Annotated in this window: 24 protein-coding genes; 10 read left to right on the top strand and 14 right to left on the bottom strand. The window is 66.4% G+C overall.

The annotated features are described in order from the left end of the window. The first annotated feature begins 169 nt into the window (after positions 1-169). Positions 170-1,144: a 2-hydroxyacid dehydrogenase gene (locus tag AC07O0_RS14120; RefSeq protein ID WP_494624011.1), complete on the top strand. Its 975-nt coding sequence runs from the start codon at positions 170-172 to the stop codon at positions 1,142-1,144. Next, the gene (locus AC07O0_RS14115) at positions 1,129-1,953 is read left to right on the top strand and encodes an AprI/Inh family metalloprotease inhibitor (protein WP_494624009.1); all 825 of its coding nucleotides are present in this window, start codon (positions 1,129-1,131) and stop codon (positions 1,951-1,953) included. Before AC07O0_RS14120 ends, AC07O0_RS14115 begins: the two co-directional genes overlap by 16 nt. A gap of 147 nt (positions 1,954-2,100) precedes the next feature. On the opposite strand, the gene denD (AC07O0_RS14110) is transcribed toward AC07O0_RS14115, so the two are convergent. From denD (AC07O0_RS14110) to AC07O0_RS14070, 9 genes are all read right to left on the bottom strand, one after another. Beyond that, a complete protein-coding gene (gene denD, locus AC07O0_RS14110; protein WP_494624007.1) occupies positions 2,101-3,084 on the bottom strand; it encodes a D-erythronate dehydrogenase in 984 nt (327 codons plus the stop codon). A 29-nt stretch (positions 3,085-3,113) separates the two neighbouring features. After that, entirely contained in the window at positions 3,114-4,106 is a 993-nt protein-coding gene (denD, locus tag AC07O0_RS14105; RefSeq protein ID WP_494624005.1) for a D-erythronate dehydrogenase, read from the bottom strand. Between the two features lie 20 nt (positions 4,107-4,126). Beyond that, positions 4,127-4,873: an SDR family oxidoreductase gene (locus tag AC07O0_RS14100; protein WP_494624003.1), complete on the bottom strand. Its 747-nt coding sequence runs from the start codon at positions 4,871-4,873 to the stop codon at positions 4,127-4,129. A 25-nt stretch (positions 4,874-4,898) separates the two neighbouring features. Next, entirely contained in the window at positions 4,899-5,345 is a 447-nt protein-coding gene (locus AC07O0_RS14095; RefSeq protein ID WP_494624001.1) for a GNAT family N-acetyltransferase, read from the bottom strand. A 1-nt stretch (position 5,346) separates the two neighbouring features. Next, on the bottom strand, positions 5,347-6,021 hold the full coding sequence (locus AC07O0_RS14090) for a GNAT family N-acetyltransferase (protein ID WP_494623999.1): 675 nt from the start codon (positions 6,019-6,021) through the stop codon (positions 5,347-5,349). Then, positions 6,018-6,344, bottom strand: coding sequence for an immunity protein CdiI family protein (locus AC07O0_RS14085; protein ID WP_494623997.1), 327 nt, complete (start codon positions 6,342-6,344; stop codon positions 6,018-6,020). Before AC07O0_RS14085 ends, AC07O0_RS14090 begins: the two co-directional genes overlap by 4 nt. After that, positions 6,341-7,180 carry an isocitrate lyase/PEP mutase family protein gene (locus tag AC07O0_RS14080; protein ID WP_494623995.1) on the bottom strand — a complete coding sequence of 280 codons (840 nt, stop codon included), beginning with the start codon at positions 7,178-7,180 and terminating at the stop codon, positions 6,341-6,343. The genes AC07O0_RS14085 and AC07O0_RS14080 overlap by 4 nt, the downstream gene beginning before the upstream one ends. A 116-nt stretch (positions 7,181-7,296) precedes the next feature. Further along, complete coding sequence (locus AC07O0_RS14075) at positions 7,297-7,542, bottom strand: hypothetical protein (protein ID WP_494623993.1); 246 nt, start codon at positions 7,540-7,542, stop codon at positions 7,297-7,299. Between the two features lie 67 nt (positions 7,543-7,609). Further along, positions 7,610-9,433 (bottom strand): IlvD/Edd family dehydratase, encoded by a 1,824-nt coding sequence (locus tag AC07O0_RS14070; RefSeq protein ID WP_494623991.1) that lies wholly within the window; start codon positions 9,431-9,433, stop codon positions 7,610-7,612. A 336-nt stretch (positions 9,434-9,769) separates the two neighbouring features. On the opposite strand from AC07O0_RS14070, the gene AC07O0_RS14065 reads away from it, so the two are divergent. Beyond that, positions 9,770-10,954, top strand: coding sequence for a pyridoxal phosphate-dependent aminotransferase (locus AC07O0_RS14065; protein ID WP_494623989.1), 1,185 nt, complete (start codon positions 9,770-9,772; stop codon positions 10,952-10,954). 2 nt (positions 10,955-10,956) lie between these two features. Further along, the gene (locus AC07O0_RS14060) at positions 10,957-11,292 is read left to right on the top strand and encodes an NIPSNAP family protein (RefSeq protein WP_494623987.1); all 336 of its coding nucleotides are present in this window, start codon (positions 10,957-10,959) and stop codon (positions 11,290-11,292) included. Here AC07O0_RS14060 and AC07O0_RS14055 read toward each other — a convergent pair. Both AC07O0_RS14055 and AC07O0_RS14050 read right to left on the bottom strand, forming a co-directional pair. Further along, complete coding sequence (locus AC07O0_RS14055) at positions 11,276-12,589, bottom strand: MFS transporter (RefSeq protein WP_494623985.1); 1,314 nt, start codon at positions 12,587-12,589, stop codon at positions 11,276-11,278. The two genes, AC07O0_RS14060 and AC07O0_RS14055, sit on opposite strands and share 17 nt — an antisense overlap. A 70-nt stretch (positions 12,590-12,659) precedes the next feature. Beyond that, the gene (locus AC07O0_RS14050) at positions 12,660-13,553 is read right to left on the bottom strand and encodes a tellurite resistance TerB family protein (protein ID WP_494623983.1); all 894 of its coding nucleotides are present in this window, start codon (positions 13,551-13,553) and stop codon (positions 12,660-12,662) included. Positions 13,554-13,830: 277 nt separating this feature from the next. Here AC07O0_RS14050 and ykgO point away from each other — a divergent pair, with 277 nt between their 5' ends. From ykgO to AC07O0_RS14025, 5 genes are all read left to right on the top strand, one after another. Further along, positions 13,831-13,956, top strand: a complete 126-nt coding sequence (gene ykgO, locus AC07O0_RS14045; RefSeq protein WP_038363015.1) for a type B 50S ribosomal protein L36 — start codon at positions 13,831-13,833, stop codon at positions 13,954-13,956. 269 nt (positions 13,957-14,225) lie between these two features. Further along, positions 14,226-14,768 carry a tetratricopeptide repeat protein gene (locus AC07O0_RS14040; RefSeq protein WP_494623981.1) on the top strand — a complete coding sequence of 181 codons (543 nt, stop codon included), beginning with the start codon at positions 14,226-14,228 and terminating at the stop codon, positions 14,766-14,768. 179 nt (positions 14,769-14,947) lie between these two features. Then, entirely contained in the window at positions 14,948-15,361 is a 414-nt protein-coding gene (locus tag AC07O0_RS14035) for an MbcA/ParS/Xre antitoxin family protein (RefSeq protein ID WP_494623979.1), read from the top strand. Further along, positions 15,358-16,068, top strand: a complete 711-nt coding sequence (locus AC07O0_RS14030) for an RES family NAD+ phosphorylase (RefSeq protein WP_494623977.1) — start codon at positions 15,358-15,360, stop codon at positions 16,066-16,068. The genes AC07O0_RS14035 and AC07O0_RS14030 overlap by 4 nt, the downstream gene beginning before the upstream one ends. Before the next feature lie 139 nt (positions 16,069-16,207). Continuing rightward, the gene (locus AC07O0_RS14025) at positions 16,208-17,008 is read left to right on the top strand and encodes an endonuclease/exonuclease/phosphatase family protein (protein WP_494623975.1); all 801 of its coding nucleotides are present in this window, start codon (positions 16,208-16,210) and stop codon (positions 17,006-17,008) included. A gap of 141 nt (positions 17,009-17,149) precedes the next feature. On the opposite strand, the gene AC07O0_RS14020 is transcribed toward AC07O0_RS14025, so the two are convergent. Further along, positions 17,150-18,151 carry a zinc-dependent alcohol dehydrogenase family protein gene (locus AC07O0_RS14020; RefSeq protein WP_494623973.1) on the bottom strand — a complete coding sequence of 334 codons (1,002 nt, stop codon included), beginning with the start codon at positions 18,149-18,151 and terminating at the stop codon, positions 17,150-17,152. A gap of 87 nt (positions 18,152-18,238) precedes the next feature. Between AC07O0_RS14020 and AC07O0_RS14015 the strand changes: the two genes are divergently transcribed. Continuing rightward, positions 18,239-18,655: a winged helix-turn-helix transcriptional regulator gene (locus AC07O0_RS14015; protein WP_494623971.1), complete on the top strand. Its 417-nt coding sequence runs from the start codon at positions 18,239-18,241 to the stop codon at positions 18,653-18,655. Between the two features lie 102 nt (positions 18,656-18,757). Here AC07O0_RS14015 and pncB read toward each other — a convergent pair whose 3' ends face one another. Both pncB and pyk read right to left on the bottom strand, forming a co-directional pair. Continuing rightward, a complete protein-coding gene (pncB, locus tag AC07O0_RS14010; RefSeq protein WP_494623969.1) occupies positions 18,758-20,062 on the bottom strand; it encodes a nicotinate phosphoribosyltransferase in 1,305 nt (434 codons plus the stop codon). Between the two features lie 153 nt (positions 20,063-20,215). Beyond that, complete coding sequence (gene pyk, locus AC07O0_RS14005; protein ID WP_494623967.1) at positions 20,216-21,655, bottom strand: pyruvate kinase; 1,440 nt, start codon at positions 21,653-21,655, stop codon at positions 20,216-20,218. Positions 21,656-21,658: the final 3 nt, after the last annotated feature.

The raw sequence follows: 21,658 nt of genomic DNA, 5'->3' as shown, positions 1-21,658 counted from the left end.
ACTATATCGGGCTGAATCGACAGCCGAGCCGGGATGTCATAACCGGCTCTGCAAGCAGCTCCTGCTTGCGCGCCTGGGAATTCCCCGGTGGCATCCGAGCGGCTAGGGTTGATCTAATCGTTTTAAGAATTTGAAATCAAGCCAGCAGGCGTTCCACGAAAGCAGGGCCATGACCGCGCAGAGCAAGATCGAGATCATCATGACCGGGCCGCTGATGGCCTATGCCGCCGACCAGCTGAAGGCGCGCTTCACCGTGCACGAGCTCTGGAAGGAGCAGGATCGCCCGGCGGCGCTGGCCGCCGTGAAGGATCGCGTCCGCGGCGTCGCCGGCGGCGGCGCGCATGTGCGCATCGACGATGCGCTGTTCGACGCCTTGCCCAAGCTCGAGGTCGTCTCGAATTTCGGCGTCGGCTACGACAATGTCGATGCCGTCGCCGCTGGCAAGCGCGGCCTCATCGTCACCAATACGCCGGATGTGCTGACCGACGAGGTCGCCGACCTCGCCATCGGCCTGCTGCTGGCGACCGTGCGCCAGCTGCCGCAGGTCGACCGCTATCTGCGCGCCGGCAAGTGGCTGCAGGCCGCCTATCCGCTCACCACCTCGCTGCGCAAGCGCAAGATCGGCATCGTCGGCCTCGGCCGGATCGGCAAGGCAGTGGCGCGCCGGCTCGAGGCCTTCGACGTGCCGATCGTCTATCATGGCCGCTCGCGCCAGTCCGATGTCGCCTATCGCTATTATCCCTCGCTGGTCGAGATGGCCGGGGATGTCGACACGCTGGTCTCGGTCGCGCCGGGCGGCGACTCGACCTATCACATCATCAATGCCGAGGTGCTGAAGGCGCTTGGGCCGAACGGCATCGTCGTCAATGTCGGCCGCGGCACGGTGATCGACGAGCAGGCGCTGATCGAGGCGCTGACGTCCAAGACCATTCTCTCCGCCGGCCTCGACGTGTTCGAGGATGAGCCGCGGGTCCCGGCCGAGCTGATCGCGATGGATCACATCGTGCTTTTGCCGCATGTCGGATCGGCATCGGTGCATACGCGCGAACAGATGGGCCAGCTTCTGGTCGACAACCTGGTTTCATGGTTCGATGGCAAGGGTCCTTTGACGCCGGTTGCCGAGACGCCATGGAAAAAAGCCTGATCACGACGGGAAAGCGCTGGATGCGGCGTGGTGCAGCAGCGACGGTTCTGGCGTCGCTCGCGGCCTCGCCGGCCGTAGCTCAGACGGCGCCGCTGCCGCGCGGCGCTGAGCAGGCGCCCGAGGCGCTCAAGCCCTTCATCGGCAGCTGGGACATCGAGAAGCTCGGTGCGTCGCGGAAATGCACCGTGACCTTCGGTGCCGAGGCCGCAGGGCAGGGCCGGCAGATCCGTTTTCCGGCGACCTGCCGGCGTGCCCTGCCGATCCTTGACGACGTCGTCGCCTGGGACGTGTCCGGGGGCACGCCGCGCCTGCTCGACGGTGCAGGGAAAGCGCTCGTCAGCTTCGACGAGAAGGCCGATCCCGGGCGCCGGGGCAAGGGCAACGACGGCAGCCAGTATGGCCTTGATCCGAAAGGTTATGTTCGCGCCGCGGCGCGACCAGCACCGGGTCGGGCGGAACTCGCGGCAACAGCGGCGGCGCGGCCGACTGCAGTCGATCCGGCGAGTGCGCCGGCGGCAGGGAGTGTGCCGGGGCGCTATACGGTGATGCGGCAGGCCGGGCGCGACATCTGCAAGCTCGTGCTCTCGACCTCGCCCTCTGCCAATGCGGGCGCGTCGACGGTGAACTTCGACGGGCTTTGTCCCGATACAGGGCTGACGATCTTCTCGCCCGTCGCCTGGCGCTATGAGGCCGGCCGGCTCGAGCTGATCGCCCGCAAGGGTCACAAGATCGAGCTGGTTTTCGAGGGCGGCCAGTGGCGCAAGGACCCGGCGGTCGGTGCGCCGCTGATGCTGAAGAAGCTGCCTTAAGGCTGGCCGCGTTTCGGACCACAGGCGTTTTCCGTCATGGTCGGGCTTGTCCCGACCATCCACGTCTTCATTCGGCGAATGCGGTGTCCAAGACGTGGATGCTCGGCACGAGGCCGAGCATGACGGCGGAGGAACCTGCGTTTGGTCTTATGCGACGAACGTGCCGCCGAGCTCATCGTCGATATGGGCGCGGATGATTTCCTCGAAGCTCGATTCCGCCTTGAAGCCGAGCGCCGGCGCGCGCTTCGCCTCGAAATTACGCGGCCAGCCGGCCACGATGGCGTCGATCACCGGATCGGGCACGCGCTTGATCCGCTTCACAACGTTCTCGCCGGCGACCTTGCGCAGCGCCTCAATCTGCTCGGCGACGGTCGCGGAATAGCCCGGCATGGTCAGCACCCGGCGCGGGCCGATCACGCCGGTATCCATGGTCGCGGCGTGGACGAGGAAGCCGACGGCCGAACGCGGCGAGGCATGCCAGTGGCGGACCTGGTCGGAGACCGGCAGCACGGCGTCCTGGCCGGCGAGCGGTTCGCGGATGATGTTGGAGAAGAAGCCGGAGGCCGCCTTGTTCGGCGCGCCCGGACGTACGCAGATCGTCGGCAGGCGGATGCCGACGCCGTCGAAGAAGCCGCGGCGGCTGTAGTCGCTGAGCAGCAGCTCGCCGATCGCCTTCTGCGTGCCGTAGCTGGTCAGCGGTGTGGTGAAGAACTCGTCCTCGATCTTGTCATGGAAGGGTGCGCCGAAGACGGCGATCGAGGAGGTGAAGATCACGCGCGGCTTGTAGCCGTCGCCGGTGAGGCGGATCGCATCAAAGAGATAGCGCGTGCCGTCGAGATTGATGCGGTAGCCCTTGTCGAAATCGGCCTCGGCCTCGCCCGAGACGATTGCGGCGAGATGGACGATCAGATCCGGGCGCGAAGCAATCAGCTTTTCGGCTTCGCCCGGCTGCGACAGGTCGGAGGTCAGCGACTCGAAGGCGAAGGGCGCGTTCGCCGGCGCCGCAGCCGGGAAGACGTCCTGCGCCGTCACCTTGTCGATCGCCTTGCCGCCGAGGCCGCCGTCGCGCGCCAGGCGCTCGATGAACTTGCGGCCGACCATGCCGGCGCCGCCGATGACGAGGATATGCATGCTTCTGTCCGATCTTTCGCTTCTTGCGTTCAGTTGGGTAGGCGGCCGCCGAGATCATCCTCGATATGGACGCGGATGATCTCGGCGAAATCCTGCTCGGCCTTGAAGCCCAGCGACAGTGCTCGCTTCGCCTCGAAGCGCGTCGGCCAGCCTTTGACGATCTCGGCCGCCGCCGTGTCGGGGGCGCGCCGGATCAGCTTCACCGCCTTGTCGCCGGCGATGCGGCGCAGCGCCTCGATCTGCTCGCCGACGGTGACGCAGACGCCGGGCATGCTGAGGTTGATCCGCGGGCCGAGTTGCTCGCGGCTGAGCGAGGCGCCGTGCAGCAGGAAGCCGACAGCCGAGCGGGGCGAGGCGTGGGTGAAGATGACGCTGTCCTCGACCGGCAGCAGCGCCTCCTGGCCCTGCAGCGGCTCGCGGATGATGCCGGAGAAGAAGCCGCCGGCAGAGGCGTTGGGCTTGCCCGGCCGGATCACGATCGAGGGGAAGCGGATGCCGATGCCATCGACGAAGCCACGGCGCGAATAGTCGGCGAGCAGCAGTTCGCCGATCGCCTTCTGCGCGCCGTAGCTGGTCAGCGGCGTGACATGAAACTCGTCGGAGATCGTCGGCGGGAACGGCGCGCCGAAGATACCGCTCGACGAGGAGAAGACGAGCTTCGGGACGTAAGCGCCGTTCTTCATGCTCTCCTGCCGGATCGCCTCGAGCAGATTGCGCATGCCGTCGAGATTGATGCGGTAACCCTTGTCGAAATCGCGCTCCGCCTCGCCGGAGATGATCGCGGCGAGATGGAAGATGATGTCGGGCCGCAAGGCTGCGAGCTCGGCAGCGACAGCCGCCGAACTCGAATCCTCGGTGCGGGCCTCGATCGGCCCGTCGAAGCCAGCCGGACGCGGTGGCTCGAACACGTCGGTCAGCGTCAACCGGGAGAGCGGCTTGCCGGCGCAGGCGCCCTCGCGGGCGATGCGAGCGGCGAGCCTCTGGCCGATCATGCCGGCGGCGCCGCTGATCAGGACGTGCATGGCGCTTCTCCCGCGCTGGTCTAAAGCGCGAAGCCGCCATCGGCGAGATGGATCTGGCCGGTGGTGTAGCTCGCCTCGTCCGAGCCGAGATAGACCGCGAGCCAGGCGATCTCCTCGGCGGTGCCGAGCCGGCCCATCGGCTGGCGGTCGACGAAGGCCTGACGGGCGGCCGCCTCGGTCGTCTTGGTCACCTTGGCGAGGTCGACGATGCGCTGGTCCAGCGAGGGCGACTGGATGGTGCCGGGGCAGATCGCGTTCGAGCGGATGCCCTTCTTGATGTAGTCGGCCGCGACCGCCTTGGTCAGGCCGATCACCGCCGCTTTGGTCGCGCCGTAGACATAGCGGTTCGGGATGCCCCGCACCGAGCCGGCGCCCGAGGCGATGTTGACGATCGAGCCCTTGCCGGCCGCGAGCATGCCGGGGACGAAGGCCTTGATCGTGCGGTGCATCGACTTGACGTTGAGGTCGAAGGAGAACTCCCAGGCCTTGTCGTCGCACTCCAGGATCGTGCCGTGATGGACGAAGCCAGCGGCGTTGACGAGGATGTCGATGGTGCCGACCTTCTCGGCGAAGGCCTCGACCGCCTTGGTCGAGAGCACGTCGAGCTTGCGCTTCTTCGCCTTCGGGATGCCGTCGAGCAGGGCAACGTCCTTGTCGGTCGCCCAGACGGTCGCGCCCTCGGCGACGAAGGCTTCGGCGATCGCCCGGCCGATGCCTTGGCCGGCGGCGGTGACGACCGCGACCTTGCCCTTCAAACGTCCTGCCATGTCGTTTCTTCCCTTGGTTTCCCGGTTATCGAAGGCTTTTGCGCATGTGGATCAGCCGGCGGTCCGGCAGATCCTCGTAATGGGTGGTCTGGTAGCCGAGCCGCTCATACCAGCCGATGCGGTCGGCGAGCTTGATGTGCGTGTAGAGATGGACGGCGTCGTGGCCCAGCGCCCGGGCCCGCTCCTCGGTGAAGCCCATCAATTGCGAGCCGATCTTCCTGCCGGTGGCGGCGGGCGAGACGGCGATGCTCCAGAGCGTGAACTTCGCCGGCTCCTCCTCGAGCACGAGGACGCCGTCGAGCGCTCCGTCGCTCTCGGCGAGCCAGACCTCATGCTCCGCCAGCACCTGCCGGTAGTCGGCGATACGCGGCAGCGAGGGCACGCCGATGATGCTCTCATTAGGCAGATAAGCGGCCTGCGTCAGCGCGACGATCGCCGGGATGTCGTCCGTCGAGGCGCGCCGCAGGGCCATCTCAGGCGGCTCCCGCATGCTTCATGAGGTCAACCAGCGAGGTCTTCTGCTGGCCTTGGACGTCGAAATTCTCCGGTGCGAGCCAGTTCTGGAAGGCTTGTCCGACCTTGGGCCATTCGCCGTCGAGGATCGAGAACCAGGCGGTGTCGCGGTTGGCGCCTTTCACCACCTGATGCTGGCGGAAGAGGCCCTCATACTGGAAGCCGAAGCGCAGTGCGGCGCGCTTCGAGGGTTCGTTGAGGTTGTTGCACTTCCACTCATAGCGGCGGTAGCCGAGCGAGAAGCCGTATTCGCCGACGAGATAGATCGCCTCGGTCGCCTTGCGGGTGCGTTGCAGGCTCGGCGAATAGGTGATGAAGCCGACCTCGAAGACGCCGTGCTCGGGGCGGATCTCCATGATCCAGAGATGGCCCTTGGCCTTGCCGTCAGCCTCGTCGATCACCGCGAGCGGCACGATGCCGGCCTTGGTTGCCATCGTCGCGAGCAGCTCGCCATAGGCGGCCTTGTCCTGCGGCGGCTGTGTCGGCATCCACTGCCAGAGATGATCATGGCCGCCCATGGCCTGCCAGATGTCGTCGAGATGGCGAGCCGGGTCGAGCGGTTCGAGCCGGCAATAGCGGCCTTGCAGGACCTTGGCCGGCGGGAAGGAGCAGGGCGTCCAGTTCAGTGTCGTCATGCCTTGAGCGTCCTGCGCCAGCCGGTGAAGTCGTGGGTGATCTGCCAGTCCGGGCCGAGTTCGGCAGCGATGGCGGCGGCAATGGATGCGCCTTCGGCCTCCCAGGCGCTGCGCTCGGCCTCGTCGGCGAAGTCCGAGGCGGCTTCGTTCGCCTCGTCATAGATGGCGTCGAAAGTGTCCATCCAGCTTTCCAGCCGGTCGGCGAGCTGGTCCGACAGGTCGAGATCGTCGGCATCGACCGGTTTGCGCTTGCCCTTGGCGTCGATCTGCCAGAGGCCACTCTTGCCGAGCCATTCCGGGGCGATGAGAAGCTGCCCGCTCACGAGCGCGCCTTCAGGTCGTCGCGGAAGAACGGGTTGAGCGGCGCGGAGGGGCCGTTGCCCGCGAAGCCCTTGAAGCTGCCTTCGTCCTTGATCAGGCGTGTCGCCTCGATGAAGGCGGCCCAGGCGGCGCGGGCCAGTGCGCCGCCGATCGAGATGCGGCGGACGCCGGTGGCGGCGATGTCGGAGACGCTGAGGCCGAAATCGCCATAGACCAGCGCATTGACCGGCTTGCCGCCGGCCGCTGCGACGATTGCTCCGATATCGTCAACCGTCCTCGGGCCGGGGGCGTAGAGCACGTCGGCCCCGGCCTCGGCATAGGCTTCGATCCGGCCGACCGCTTCCTTCAGCGGCTCGGGATGGCCTGTGAGGAAGCATTCGGCGCGGGCGGTCAGCAGCACGCCGGAACCGGTCTCGTCGACGGCGCGGCGCGCAGCCTTGATGCGCTCGACGGCAAGCTCGAACGGGTAGAGCGTCTCGCCTGCACGCCCGGTCGCATCCTCGATCGAGAGGCCGGCGACGCCGGTCGCGATACAGAGCTTGACGTTGGCGGCGACGCCATCGGGCGTGTCGGCATAGCCGTTCTCGAAATCGGCATTGACCGGCAGGTCCGGCACCGCCTTCACCAGCTCGGCGAGGTGGGCCAGCATCATGTCGCGCGGCACGTCCTGGTCGGCGCGCCCTTTCGTGAAGGCGAAGCCGGCGCTGGTCGAGGCCAACGCCTTGAAGCCCTGGCCGCGCAGCCAGCGGGCCGAGCCCTCATCCCAGGGGTTCGGCATGACGAAGCAGCCGGATTCGTGGAGTTTGCGAAACGCGTCGACTTGCGGGCTGTAAGTCATTTTAAATCGTTTCAAATGAGCTCAGGGGCGTCATACTGTCGTCCCCGAGCCGATTTGTCAGCCCCGCTTGCGCGCATCTGCCGGCGAGCGGGGATGCGCGCCGGGAATGGCCCGCTTCAACCGAGCAAGCCCGACACGGCGGCGAGGATCGCGAGGATGATCGCGACAGCAATCAGAGCGCCGAGATAGTAAAGATAGAAGAAGACCGCGAGCGGAAGCGCGATCGCGCCGATGATCGCGCCTGAGACGAGGCGGCCCGAGCCACGTTGCCAGTGGCCGACAGCTCCACCCAGCAATCCGCCAAGAACCGCGAGCAGGGCCATGAAACCGCCCAGGCCGAGCGTACCGTCGAAGCCGTCCATGGCCTCTCCTTGATGCGCCACGCGCCTGCGGCTGCCGACGGGCGTTTCCGCCGGCAGCCGCAAGATGTCAGTGATTGTCGCGCGGCACGCCGAACTTCTTGTGGATCTTCTGGTACTTGACCGCCGGCTTCAGCACCATGCCCTCGGAGAGCTCGTCGACGATCTTGCGCTGGATCTCCTGCCAGGGCGTCTGGCTCTTCGGGTACTTATAGCCGCCGGCTGCCTTGAGCTCGGCGCGGCGCGTCTCCAGTTCCTCGTCCGAGATCAGGATATTGGCGGTGCGCTTCTTCAGGTCGATGCGGACCTTGTCGCCGGTCTTGAGCAACGCGAGCCCGCCGCCGGTCGCCGCTTCCGGCGAGGCGTTGAGGATCGAGGGCGAGCCGGACGTGCCGGACTGGCGGCCATCGCCGACGCAGGCCAGCGCCGTGACGCCCTTCTTGATCAGGTAATCCGGCGGCCGCATGTTCACGACCTCGGCCGCGCCGGGATAGCCGACCGGGCCGACGCCGCGGATGAAGAGAACCGTGTGCTCGTCGATCGCGAGCGCGGGATCGTCGATGCGGTGGTGGTAGTCCTCCGGCCCGTCGAAGACGACGGCCTTGCCCTCGAAGGCCATCGGGTCCTTCGGATTCTCGAGATAGCGCTTGCGGAACTCCGGCGTGATCACCGAGGTCTTCATGATCGCCGAGTCGAACAGGTTGCCGGAGAGGTTGAGGAACCCGGCCTCCTTCTTCATCGGCTTGTCATAGGCCTTGATGACCTCGCGATCGCCCGAGAAGGCGCCTTCGCAGTTCTCGATATGGGTCTTGCCGTTGGCGGTGATCGCCGGCTTCAGCTTGCCCTTGGCGATCAGTTCAGCGATCACGGCCGGCAGGCCGCCAGCGCGGTAATAGTCCTCGCCGAGATATTCGCCGGCCGGCTGCATGTTGACCAGCAGCGGCGTGTCGTAGCCGATCTTGGTCCAATCCTCGTTGTCGAGCTTGACGCCGATATGCTTGGCGATGGCGTTGACGTGGATCGGCGCATTGGTCGAGCCGCCGATCGCCGAGTTGATGACGATGGTGTTCTCGAAGGCTTCGCGCGTCAGGATCTTCGAGGGGATCAGGTTCTCCCAGACCATCTCGACGATGCGGCGGCCGGTGAGATAGGCCATCTCGTAGCGGTCGCGATAGGGCGCGGGGATCGCGGCGGCGCCGGGCAGGGTCATGCCCATCGCCTCGGCGAGCGCGTTCATGGTCGAGGCCGTGCCCATGGTGTTGCAGTGGCCAGCCGACGGCGCCGAGGAGGCGACCAGATCGACGAAGCCGCGATAGTCGATCTCGCCGGCGGCCATCATCTGGCGCGCCTTCCAGACGATCGTGCCCGAGCCGGTGCGCTCGCCGCGGAAGGAGCCGTTCAGCATCGGCCCGCCGGGCAGGGCGATCGCCGGGATGTCGACTGTCGCAGCGGCCATGATCTGGGCCGGCGTGGTCTTGTCGCAGCCGGTGGTCAGCACGACGCCGTCGATCGGGTAGCCGTAGAGGATCTCGACCAGAGAGAGATATTGCAGGTTGCGGTCGAGCGAGGCGGTCGGCCGCTTGCAGGTTTCCTGGATCGGATGGATCGGGAATTCGAAGGGCACGCCGCCCATCTCGCGGATGCCGTCGCGGACGCGGGAGGCGAGCTCGAGGTGATGGCGGTTGCAGGGGGCGATGTCGGAGCCGGTCTGAGCGATGCCGATGATCGGGCGGCCGGACTGCAGTTCCTCGCGCGACAGGCCGAAATTCATGGTGCGCTCGATATAGAGCGCGGTCATGTCGGCATTGGCGGGATTGTCGAACCAGGCTTTCGAGCGCAACTGCTCCGGCTTGATCTTGCGGACCGGCTTCTTTCCACTAGGCGTCTTGGCCATCCCGTCATTCCCTCTCGCGGCCAGGCGGCGTTGGCACCGCTTCGGCATCGTCTTTAAATCGATTTGATCGACAGGTCATGCCGATCAGAGCGGAGCGGCAAGGGCGCTTGCCGTAATTTCTGTATGCTGCATACAACGACTTGAGGCGCGGTGCCAATCGCTTGGTCGACGCCTCCGCCAGCAAAGGTCGCCGCGGCGCAGTTTGCAAGTGTTCCAAATGCGTCCCCGTCCGGACCGGGACGCAAGGAGCGGGCTTGCGCGGCTGCCGGCTTTGCGGCCAAGACAGATCGGATACGCGGCGGCTGGAAGACTGCCGCGAGCGAAGAGGAAACCGCCATGACGCTGCAAATCGTCCCATCCTTCGGCCGGATCGGCGAAGAGAACGCCTTCGCCGTGCTCGCCCGTGCCACCGAATTGCAGCGCCAAGGCAAGGACATCATCAATCTCGGCATCGGCCAGCCGGATTTCCCGACGCCGGAGCATATCGTCGAGGCGGCGGTGAAGGCGCTGCGCGACGGCCATCATGGCTACACCCCGGCGAACGGCATCCTGCCTTTGCGCGAAGCTGTGGCGGCCGATCTGCACAAGCGCTTCTCGGTCAATGTCTCGCCTGAGGAGGTGATGATCGTGCCGGGCGGCAAGGTCACCATGTTCATGGCGATCCTGATGTTCGGCGAGCCCGGCGCCGAGATCCTCTATCCCGATCCCGGCTTCCCGATCTATCGCTCGATGATCGAGTACACCGGCGCGACGCCGGTGCCGGTGCCGATCCGCGAGGAGAACGGCTTTGCCTTCTCGGCGCAGGAGACGCTGGCGCTGATCACGCCGAAGACGCGACTCCTGATCGTCAATTCGCCGGCGAACCCGACCGGCGGCGTCACGCCCAAGGCAGAAGTCGACAAGCTCGTCGCCGGCTTGGCGAAGTTCCCCGATGTCGCGGTGATGTCGGACGAGATCTACGACCAGATGCTCTATGACGGCGAGAAGCATGTCTGCCTGCTGAGCTATCCCGAGATCCGCGACCGGCTGATCCTGCTCAATGGTTGGTCGAAGACCTATGCGATGACCGGCTGGCGCATGGGCTTCTCGGTATGGCCGAAGCCGCTCTACGACAATGCGCGCAAGCTCGCGGTGAACTCGCATTCCTGCGTCAACGCGCCGGCGCAGTGGGCGGGGCTCGCCGCGTTGACCGGCCCGCAGGATGCGGTCGCGATGATGCTGGCGGAGTTCGACCGGCGCCGGAAGGCGGTGGTCGGCGGGCTGAACGCCCTGCCGGGCGTCTCCTGCATCGTGCCGAAGGGCGCCTTCTACGCCTTCCCGAACGTGTCGCAGACCGGCTGGAAAGCGAAGAAGCTAGCCTCTGCGCTGCTGGAGGAGACCGGCGTCGCCACGATCGGCGGGCCGGATTTCGGCGTGCATGGCGAGGGCTATATCCGGCTCTCCTATGCGAACTCGCTGGAGAACATCGAGCGAGCGCTGGGGCGGATGGCTGAGTTCCTCAAGAACGCGAAGGCGGCCTGAGAATGACGATCACCTGCCATCTGCGTTACGTCGTCGATCCCTATCAGCTCCCGGCCTTCGAGGCCTATGGCAAGGCCTGGATCCGGCTGGTCGAGCGGTTCGGCGGCAAGCATCACGGCTATTTCATGCCGTCGGAGGGGACCTCCAACGTGGCGCTGGCGATGTTCAGCTTCCCGTCCTTCGCGGCATACGAGACCTATCGCGAGGCCTCGTTCAAGGATGCCGAGTGCCTTGCGGTAGTCGCCGAGAACGAGAAGCATCGCTTCATCATCAGCTATGAGCGCAGCTTCTTCCGGCCGGTGTTCGAGGACGATCGGGGCGTCAAGCGCGCACCCTGACGCGACCCGGCACCAGCCGGACCTTGCGCGGCGCCGCCAGCCAGATCGCCGCCGCCGATACGAAGCAGCAGGCGATGACCAGCAGGAAGGCGAGGCGGTAGCTGCCGGTGGCGTCGTGGATGACGCCGGCGAGCCAGGGGCCGGCCGCGCCGCCGCCGAGCAGCGCCACCGTGACCGTCCCGAAGATCGCGCCGAAATGCGGCCCCTCGAAAATCTCGAAGACGATCGCGCCCAGCACCGACGTGATCGCGTATCCCAGGAAGCCCTGCGTGATCACCATCACATAGAGCAGCACCAGCGATGGCGTGTGCTCCAGGGCGATCAACGCGGCATAGCAGGTGGCGAAGCCGAGGCAGCCGACCATCCAGATCCATTCGCGGCCGATGCGATCCGACAGGGCGCCGAGGCCGATCTGGCCGGGAATGGCGACGGCACTGACCAGGCCCAGCGCCCAGGCGGCGGTGAGCGGCGAAAAGCCGACCTCGATCAGATATTTGGTCTGATGGACCTGCACCGCATACCAGGCGATCAGGGCGCAGAAATAGCCGATCATGATCCACCAGAAGCGCGTTGTGCGCAGTGCCCGCGCCAGCGTCCATTCAATCGCGACCCAGGCCGGATCGACCACTGCCGCCTTGCGTTGCGCAGCGACGGCGCCGGCCGAGCCGGTTTCGCCATCTGGGAGCAGGCCGAGATCCTGCGGCTTGCGCCGGACCAGCAGATTGAGCGGGCCGAGCAGGAAGAGCACGAGCAGGCCCATGATCCAGCAGGCGGCGCGCCAGCCATCCCGGCTGATGATCGATTGCAGCCAGGGCAGGAGCAGCAGCGCGCCGACGCCGACGCCGGAAAAGGCGATGCTGATCGCGAACGCCCTGCGGCGCACGAACCAGTTCGGCAGGAACAGCGACTGCGCCGAAAAACTCATCAGATTGGCGCCGCAGCCGACGAGGACGCCGAGCGTCAGATAGAGATGCCAGGCCGCGCCGATCGCGGGTGCGATCAGCAGGCCTGCCGCCAGCATCGCCACGCCAGTCTCGATCACCACGCGCGGGCCGTGCCGGTCCATGACGCGGCCGACGAAGGTGCTGGTCACGGCCGAGAGCAGGAAGCCGAAGGAGAAGGCGCCCGATGCGAGCCCGCGGTCCCAGCCGAACTCGTCGATCAGCGGCGGCAGCAGCAGGGAGAACGCCGTGCGCGCACTGACGGCGATCGCCATCGTGACGAAGGCGATGCCGATGACGATCCAGCCATAGTAGAACGGCAGGCGCGCCGACCAATGCGGGGATGATGATTGCATGCCGCATTGGACGGCCGGGCGCGCCGGGCGGTCAATCCGCGCCCGGCGCACTCCGGCCCTGCGTTACCGGTCAGGCTTTGGCGGCGCTCGCCGCCGCATCGATGTTCGCGACCAGCTCGGCATCGAGACCGAGCGAGCCGGCGAGACCGGCGAGGAAGTCCTTCTCGGCCGGGGTGTCCGGATTGATGGCGATCCGGGCCGCCGTATAGATCTGCGCGGCGAGCTCGGGGCTCTCGGCGCCTTCAACCAGCGTATCGACACTCGCCGGGTTCGCCAGTTCGTTGGTGAGCCATTCATTGGCTTCGGCATCGAGACCGGCTTCGCGCAGGCCGCCCATGATCGCGTTGCGCTCTGCATCGTCGATATGGCCGTCGGAGGCCGAGGCTGCGATCATGGCGCGGATGAAGAGCAGCGCATGCTCGTTCTTCGCCGCTTCCGGCTCGAAGCCCGAGCCTGCCGGAGCCGGCAGCGCCGGCTGCTGATCGGCGCCGAGCAGCGGCTTGCCGGCCTGGTAGTTCTGATAGGCCTTGTAGGCGAGGCCGCCGATCAAGGCGAGGCCGCCGATCTTGGCGGCGGAGCCGGCGAGCGAGCGGCCGGCCGAGGTGCCGAAGATCAGCGCGCCGAGGCCGCCGAGCACCGCGCCGGCAGCGAGCTGGTTGCCGCCGAGCATGCCCTTGGCCTGCTCGATCAATTGCTCGGGCGTCTTGCCGCCGGAGAGCTGGCCGACGATGTCGGTCGCGCCCTGCTGCAGGCCGGTGTTGCGAGCGGCGTCCTGCACGCCCTGGCTGGCCTGGCCGAAGATCTGGCCGGCCATGCCGGCGAGACCGCCGGCGCCACCGCCCTGCTGGATCTGCTGGGCGAGGTTGCCGAGCACGCCGCCGAGCCCGCCGGCCTGGCCGCCCTGGGCGCCAGCCTGGCTGCCCGCATTGACGAGGGCGTCGAGGAGGGACTTGGCGTTGAACATGGAGAGAGCTCCCTGATAGGTCTGCTGCGGCCGCAATCTAGGCATGCGTCCACCGGGACGCTAGGGCGGTCATGCAATTGCGACGGGAGCATGACGCATGCGATCGCGTGGCGGAAAAACGCGCCGGGGCCTTGCCAATCCCGGCAAAATCCTTATACAGCCGGCCATCGCATCAGGCGCGCATGTCGTTTGCTCGATGAGAGCCGGCTTCCGGTTCGCGTCGCCTTCAGTTTTTTGACCGGTTCTGCCGCGAGGCGGGCCGATGGGAGTACCGGCTATGAAGATCCGCAATTCGCTGAAGTCGCTGCGCGCGCGCCATCGCGACAACCAGCTCGTGCGCCGCAAGGGCCGCGTCTACATCATCAACAAGGTCCAGAAGCGCTTCAAGGCGCGTCAGGGCTGAGGCGTCGCGCGGTCTTATAGGCCGCGCCATCAGCGTCCTTGTCGAGATTGAAAGAGCGGGCTGCACATTGTGCGGCCCGCTTTTTTGGCTTGTGCCCGATCTCGTTCTCCCGCGATCTCGCTGGGCCGTGAATTGACGTGCGACCCCATCGCGCCCACCTTGGGGGCATGAGATTGTCTCGTCTTGCCCGTCTTGCACTGATTCCTGGGCTGCTGCTTGCGGCTGCGCCGGGGGGGCTCGCGCAGGATAAGCCGCTGCGCGATGGCGCAGTGCCGAACGCCGACCGCGACGACAAACCGAACCTGCCGGAAGCGCCGCCGCCCCGTAGCCCGGCCGTGACGCTGGATCGCCTGTTCGAACGGCTCGCTGCGGCCAAGACGGTCGAAGAGGCCAAGGGCATCGCCAATCTGATCCAGCGGCGCTGGGCCCGCTCGGGCTCGGACACGGCCGATCTCCTGATGACCCGGGCACAGGATGCGCTGAAGGCGCGCGAATTGCCGCTGGCGATCGAATTGCTCGACCGTGTCATCACTTTGGAGCCCGACTGGGCCGAGGGCTGGAATCAGCGGGCCAATGCGCTCTTCCTGCAGGGCGATCCGATTCGCTCGATGCTCGACATCGCCGAAACCTTGAAGCGCGAGCCGCGCCATTACGGCGCGATGATGGGGCTGGGCACGATCCTGCGCCAGCAGGGCGACGACAAGCGCGCCATGGTCGCCTATCGGAAGGCGCTCGAGGTCTATCCCCAGCTCGACGCGGTGAAGGACGCCGTCGAATCGCTCAAGCTTGAGGTCGACGGCCGCGACGCGTGAGAACGCTCGTCATGCTCGGGCTCGACCCGAGCATCTCCGGCCGGATGGGATTCACGACCATCATCCTCTCGTCCTGAGATTCTCGGGTTTCCGCCTCGCTCCGCCCGAGAATGACGCGTGTCCTTACTCTTGCCATTTGGCAGCATTTTACTTATATTCTGCCAAATGGAGATTGCCCGATGAGCCAGCTCTCGCCGGTTCCGACCTCGCCCGACGCCTTCTCGCCCGCTGCAATCACCGAGGCGGAGGCCGCGGCGATGTTCCGCGCCGCCGTGAACCTGTTCCGGCTCTGGGGCCTGACCGACGAGGAGGCCGCCGTGCTGCTCGACCAGCCGGTGCGCAGCTATCGGCGCTGGAAGGCGGGCGAGATCGGCCGCATCGACCGCGATGCCAAGGCACGCCTCTCCAATCTGATGGGCATCCACAAGGCGCTACGCCTGATCTTCCGCGAGCCGCAGCGCGGCTATGCCTGGATCAAGGCGGGCAACGAGCCCTTCGCCGGCAAGTCGGCACTGGCGGTCATGCTCGGCGGCGAACTCACCGATCTGATGCGGGTGCGGCGCTATCTCGATGCGGAGCGCGGGCTCTGGTGAGCGCTGCCGACTATCCGGTCGCGCAGGTCCAGTGGCCCGGCGCAGTCCGCATCATCCGCAGCGCTTTTCCGCCGATCGACCTGTTTGAGGACATCGCCGATCCGGCCGACTGGCCGCTGCTGATCCTGGCGGAGATGAAGACCAATCCGCGCCTGATGGAGACGATCGGCAATCTCGATCTGGTGCCGCCTGCGCGCCGCGTCTCGGGAGCCGGCGCGAGCTGGCTGATGGCGCCGTTCACCCATGTCAGCCGCGACCGGCCGAGTCGGTTCAGCGACGGCACGTTCGGCGTGCTCTATGTCGCCGAGAGCTTCGAGACGGCGCTGTTCGAGACGATCCACCACCATGGCCGCTTCATGGCCCGCACCAAAGAGGCGCCCGGCTGGACCTCGCAGTTCCGCGAGCTGGTTCTGTCGATCGACGCCGACTTGCACGATCTGCGCGACGAGCGGGCAGGGGAGAGCGCGCTCTTGCGGCCGGACGACTATGGAGCGAGCCAGGTACTGGGGGCGAAGTTGCGTGCCGCCAGATCGGAAGGTGTCGTCTATCCGAGCGTGCGCCGGCCGGGCGGGAAGTGCGCCGGGCTGTTCTGGCCCGATCTCGCCGGCAATCCCGTTCAAGGCAGACATCTCGACTATCACTGGAACGGCGAGCGGGTCGATCTCTATCGCGAGGCCGGGACGGGGAAGGTGTTCCGGATCGGGTAGGCGAGGCTTGGTTGCGCGGGATGCGAAGCTTGCTGATGGGAGAGCGGTCTCGCGCTGTGAGCAGGCCTCCCCGGCGCCAGGCAATCTGGTCCGTCGATGAGGTGCAGCCTATAGGGCCCGCATCCGACGGAGCATCGCCTTGCGTATCATGTGCCTGAACGGCTGGGGTGGAACGCTTCACGAGGAGGTGGAAGCCTATCTCGCGCGTGAAGCACCCGACGTGCTCTGCCTTCAGGAGGTTGTCCATACGCCGGCGACGTCGAAGGAGTGGCTGACCTACCGCGACGGCGACCATGTACTGCCGCAGCGCGCCAACTTCTTTCGTGACGTATCCGCGGCCCTGCCGGAACATGTCGCGATCTTCTGCCCGGCGGCGCAGGGCGTCCTGTGGGATGGCGACGAGACCGTTCCATCGCAATGGGGGCTCGCGACGTTCGTCCACCGCAGGTTCCCCCTCATCGGCCAGGTGCAAGGCTTCGTGCACAAGGGCTTTTCCCCGGGCGGCTATGGCGAGCATCCGCGCTCGCGCAATGCCCATGTCGTTCGGCTCCATGATTTCGGTCGTGGCTGGCCGATCACGATCGCACATATGCACGGGCTGAGAGATCTGAACGGCAAGATCGATACGCCAGAGCGTCTCGATCAGGCCAACCGTCTCGTCGCTTTGATCAAGGCGGTGGCACAGCAGGGCGACCGGCTCGTCATCTGCGGCGACTTCAATGTCGAGCCCGGTAGCCAGACCTTCGACGTTCTGGCTGGGATGGGACTGACCGATCTCGTCGTCGGCCGCGGCCATTCCGGCACGCGGACCTCTCACTACAAGAAGCCCGGCCGCCATGCCGACTACATGCTGGTGAACGAGGCGGTCGACGTTCTCGCCTTCGAGGTCGTCGAACAGCCCGAGGTTTCAGACCACAGGCCGCTGCTGCTCGAAATCTAGGAGGGTCGCTCAACGACAGGATCGGGATGGTGCAATAGTCGCGGTCATCAGCCTCGCACGCAGCAAAATCGGATCGTCAAGGTCCATGACCTGTCCGCTCCCATGGCAACGGGAGCGGATCGTGTCCTGCGGCCCAAATGCTCAGGCTGCAATCTTGATCGCAACCTTGCCGCGATGCTGGCCGCTGCGCAGCCGGTCGAAGGCTGCTTGTGCCGCCTCAAAGGGGAATATCTCATCGATCAGAGGCTTAACGCCGGTAGCCACCGCGGCTTCAAGATCAGCGACGGAGCCGACATAGACTCCTCGAACGTGAATCGCCTTCATGAGGATCGCACCGGTGTCGATCTCTCCGGAAAATCCGGTGAGAACACCGACCAGTGCAACTTCGCCTCCGGGCCGGGCTGCGCGAAGCGCCTGGTTCAGGGTACCGGAGCCGCCGACCTCCACAACGAGATCGACGCCCTCACCGCCAGCCATGCTTGCGGCGACCTCGCCCCAGTTCGGCGTGGTGCGGTAATTGATGGTTGCGTGTGCGCCGAGCCCGCGCGCCCAGGCAAGCTTCTCATCGGAGCTGGAGGTGACGATCACTCTCGCCCCGGCAGCTCTGGCCATCTGCAGTGCGAAGGTTGAGACGCCGCCGGTGCCCTCGACCAGGACGCTGTCTCCGGGGCGCAGACCGCGGCCCCCGAACAAGCAGTTCCAGGCGGTGACTCCGGCGCAAGGGTAGGCGGCAGCCTCTTCGAACGACCAGGCATCCGGGAAAGCGACTGCAGCGGCAGCTGGAACGACAATCTGCTCGGCAAGCACACCGTCGACGAAGCCGCCGCCGAGTGCGGTCGCCTGCTTGCGGGCCGAGAACGCCCCATCCAGCCAGCCGGGCATGAAGCCGAGCGCGACACGCTGGCCGAGCCGGTCACGAGACACTCCATCGCCGATCTGCGCGACAATGCCCGCGCCGTCCGAAAGCGGGACGAGGTCGCGCTTCTGGTCGCCGCCATAGCGCCCCTCGTGCACGATCAGGTCCCGATAGTTGAGGGTGGCGGCCTTGAGGTCGACCAGCACTTCCCCCGGCCCTGGCTTTGATGCCGGTTCCTCGTGCAGCGTCAGCGGGGCATTCGTTCCGTTCAGTCGATAAGCGCGCAACGTCGTCTCCTTGGTCGGGGTTGGCGCGCTAGAGCTAGGCCTATAAGGATATCTTCGTAAGTACGATCAAAAGGAACATGTACTATCATGAATGATAGTGTCAGGCAGGCGCGCCGCAAGGCGACGCGGACGGGCTGTGCAGTCGAAGCGACGCTCAGCGTCCTCGGCGGGATCTGGAAGCCGGTGCTGATGTTTCACCTTCTCGAGGGCCGGCTGCGCTTCAATGCGCTGTGCCGCCTGACAGCCAACGCGACACCCAGGATGGTGACGATCCAGCTCCGCGAGCTCGAAGCCGACGGCATCGTGCGCCGCATCGTCTACCCGGAGGTGCCGCCGCGGGTTGAGTACGAGCTGACAGATTTCGGCCGAACGCTGGAGCCGGTGCTGATCAGCCTGCGGGACTGGGGAGAGGCCCTGCAGGCCCGGGACCATGCCGAAGCGGCATTGATAGTACCGTCTCCGGGCGGGGTGCGTTCGGCAGAGCTGGCATCAAGCAATAATTGATCGCCTGGCATTCGAGCGCGCCGATTTGGCAGAGCGCACGGGCGACCCGGGGTTGATTGTCGGTGCGAAGGCAGACACGCCCTGCGCTTGCAAGGCCGTGACCTAAACTCTCACCGCCTTCGCCTTCCGGTCCGCCCCACCGAACACGCGCAGGTAACGCGCGATCTCGGCTGCATCGCCGGTCGCCTTGTTCGGATTGTCGGAGAGCTTCACTGCCGGGCGGCCATTGGCGCTGACGACCTTGCAGACCAGCGAGATCGGGTCGAGATCAGGTGTGCCGACCGGCGAACAGCCGACGAAGTCGTTGGTCAAGTTGGTGCCCCAGCCGAAGCCGGTGCGGACCCTTCCATGGAAATGCCGGTAGGTCTCCTCGATCGAGTCGATGTCCATCCCGTCGGAGAAGATCAGCAGCTTGCTCCTGGGGTCGCGGCCCTGCGACTGCCACCAGGCGATGATCTGCTCGCCGGCCTCGATCGGCGGGGCGCTGTCGGGCCGGAAGCCGGTCCAGTCGGCGAGCCAGGCGGGCGCGTCGCGCAGGAAGGCGGTGGTGCCGAAGGCGTCCGGCAGCACGATCAAGAGGTTGCCGCCATAGACCTGGCGCCATTCGTCGAGCACGCGATAGGGCGCGCGCTTCAGCTCCCCGTCGCTGTCGGCGAGCGCGGCCAGCACCATCGGCAGTTCATGCGCATTGGTGCCGATCGCCTCGAGATCATTCTCCATGGCGAGCAGGACATTGGAGGTGCCGGTGAAGGTCGGCCCCAAGCCCTCCTTCAATGCCTCGACGCACCAACGCTGCCAGAGATGGCCATGGCGGCGGCGCGTGCCGAAATCGGAGATGCGCAGGTCCGGCAGCTTCTTCAACCGCTCGACCTTGTCCCAGAGCTTCGACTTGGCGCGGGCGTAGAGCACGTCGAGCGCGAAGCGATCCCAGGTTTTGAGCGCCTGGCGTGAGCGCAGTTCGTTGACGATGGCGAGTGCCGGGATTTCCCACATCATCGAGTGGGTCCAGGGGCCGGCGAAGGTCAATTCGTACTGGCCGTCGACCTTGCGCAGTTCGTACTCCGGCAGGCGGAACTCGGCGAGCCAGGCGATGAAGTCCGGCGTGAACATCTGGGTCTTGCCGTAGAAGCTGTTGCCGGCGAGCCAGATCAATTCCTTCTTGGTGAAGCGCAGCTCGCGGGCATGGTCGAGCTGAGCGCGCAGCTCGGCTTCCTCGATGACATCAGCGAGGCGGATCTGCCTGGAGCGGTTGATCAGACCGAAGGTGACCTGCACCTCCGGATGGAAGCTCCTGATCATCTGCAGCATCAGCAGCTTGTAGAAATCGGTGTCGAGCAGGCTGCGGATGATCGGATCGAGCCGCCAGCTGTGATTATAGGTCCGGGTGGCGATGTCGGTGAGGGCCATGGGCGTCGCTGGCTCGCAGAGGCTGACCGCTCAAGCAGTAGAGCAGGGGCGGCCGCAGGGGAATGGCGGTGGGGCCGTCATGCTCGGGCTTGACCCGAGCATCTCAGGCTAGAAGAGGCTCCGGCCACTGCCCTATCCTGCAAGAGATTCTCTTCATGCCTGCTCGACATGCTCCTTGGCGACGAAGGCGATGCGGACCATGTTGGTCGCGCCCGGCGTGCCGAAGGGGACGCCGGCGACGACGATGAGCCGGTCACCTTCCTTGGCAAAGCCCTCGCGCACCGCGAACTTGCAGGCGCGGAAGGCCATGTCGTCGACGTCGCTGGCGTCCTTGGTCACCACCGAATGGACGCCCCAGACCAAAGTGAGGCGGCGCGCTGTGGCGGCATTCGGCGTCAGCGCGACAACGGTCGAGTTCGGGCGCTCTCGGGCGATGCGGAAGGCGGTCGAGCCCGAGGAGGTCCAGGCGGCGATTGCCTTGAGGTGCAGTGCGTCGGCGATCTCGTGCGCGGCCTTGGCGATGGCGTCGGCGCCGGTCGCCTCCGGCTCGGCCTTCTGCGATTCGAGGATGGAGCGGTAGATCGACTCGCTCTCGACCTCCTCGGCGATGCGGTTCATCATCGTGACCGCCTCGATCGGGTACTGGCCGGCGGCGCTCTCGGCCGAGAGCATGACGGCGTCGGCGCCCTCGAACACGGCGGTCGCGACGTCGGAGACCTCGGCGCGGGTCGGGACCGGGGCGGTGATCATGCTCTCCAGCATCTGGGTCGCAACGACGACGGGCTTGCCCATGCGCCGCGCCATGCGGGTCATGCGCTTCTGCGTGCCCGGCACCTTCTCGATCGGCATTTCGACGCCGAGATCGCCGCGTGCCACCATGATCGCGTCGGAAGCCTCGATGATCTCCTGGAGCCGGGCGACCGCCTGGGGCTTCTCGATCTTGGCCAGCGCCAGGGCCCGGCCCTGCACGATCTTGCGCAGTTCCGCCATGTCCTCCGGCCGCTGCACGAAGGAGGCCGCGATCCAGTCGACACCGGCCTCGGCGGCGGCCTCGGCATCGGAACGGTCCTTCTCGGTCATGGCCGAGACCGGGATCGTGGTGTCGGGCAGGCTGACGCCCTTGCGCGAGGAGAGCTTGCCGCCGACGACGACCTTGGTCACCGCCTGCTTCGGCGAAGCCTTCTCGACAACGAGGCGGATCTTGCCGTCGTCGAGGATGAGGTGATGGTCGGGCTCCAGGGCCGACAGGATCTCGGGATGCGGCAGGTGCACGCGCTTGACCGTTCCCGGCGCGGGGTCGGCGTCGAGGACGAAGCGGGCGCCCTTCTCCAGCATCACGGCGCCATCGCCGCCGAACTGGCCGACGCGCAGCTTCGGTCCCTGCAGATCGGCGAGGATGCCGACCGGCCGGCGGAACTCCTTTTCCAGCGCCCGCAGCATCGCGATCCGAGCCGGTAGTTCCTCGCGCGGGGTGTGGCTCATATTGATGCGGAAGACGTCGACGCCAGCCTTGAACAGGGCGGCGCACATCTCCGGCGTCGACGAGGCCGGCCCCAGCGTCGCGATGATCTTGATCCGCCGTTCCCGCCTCATCGC

Source organism: Allobosea sp. GW821-FHT10B12 (genome assembly GCF_059415545.1).
Note: the sequence above shows the minus strand (reverse complement) of the source record. Positions and strands in the feature narration are given on the sequence as shown.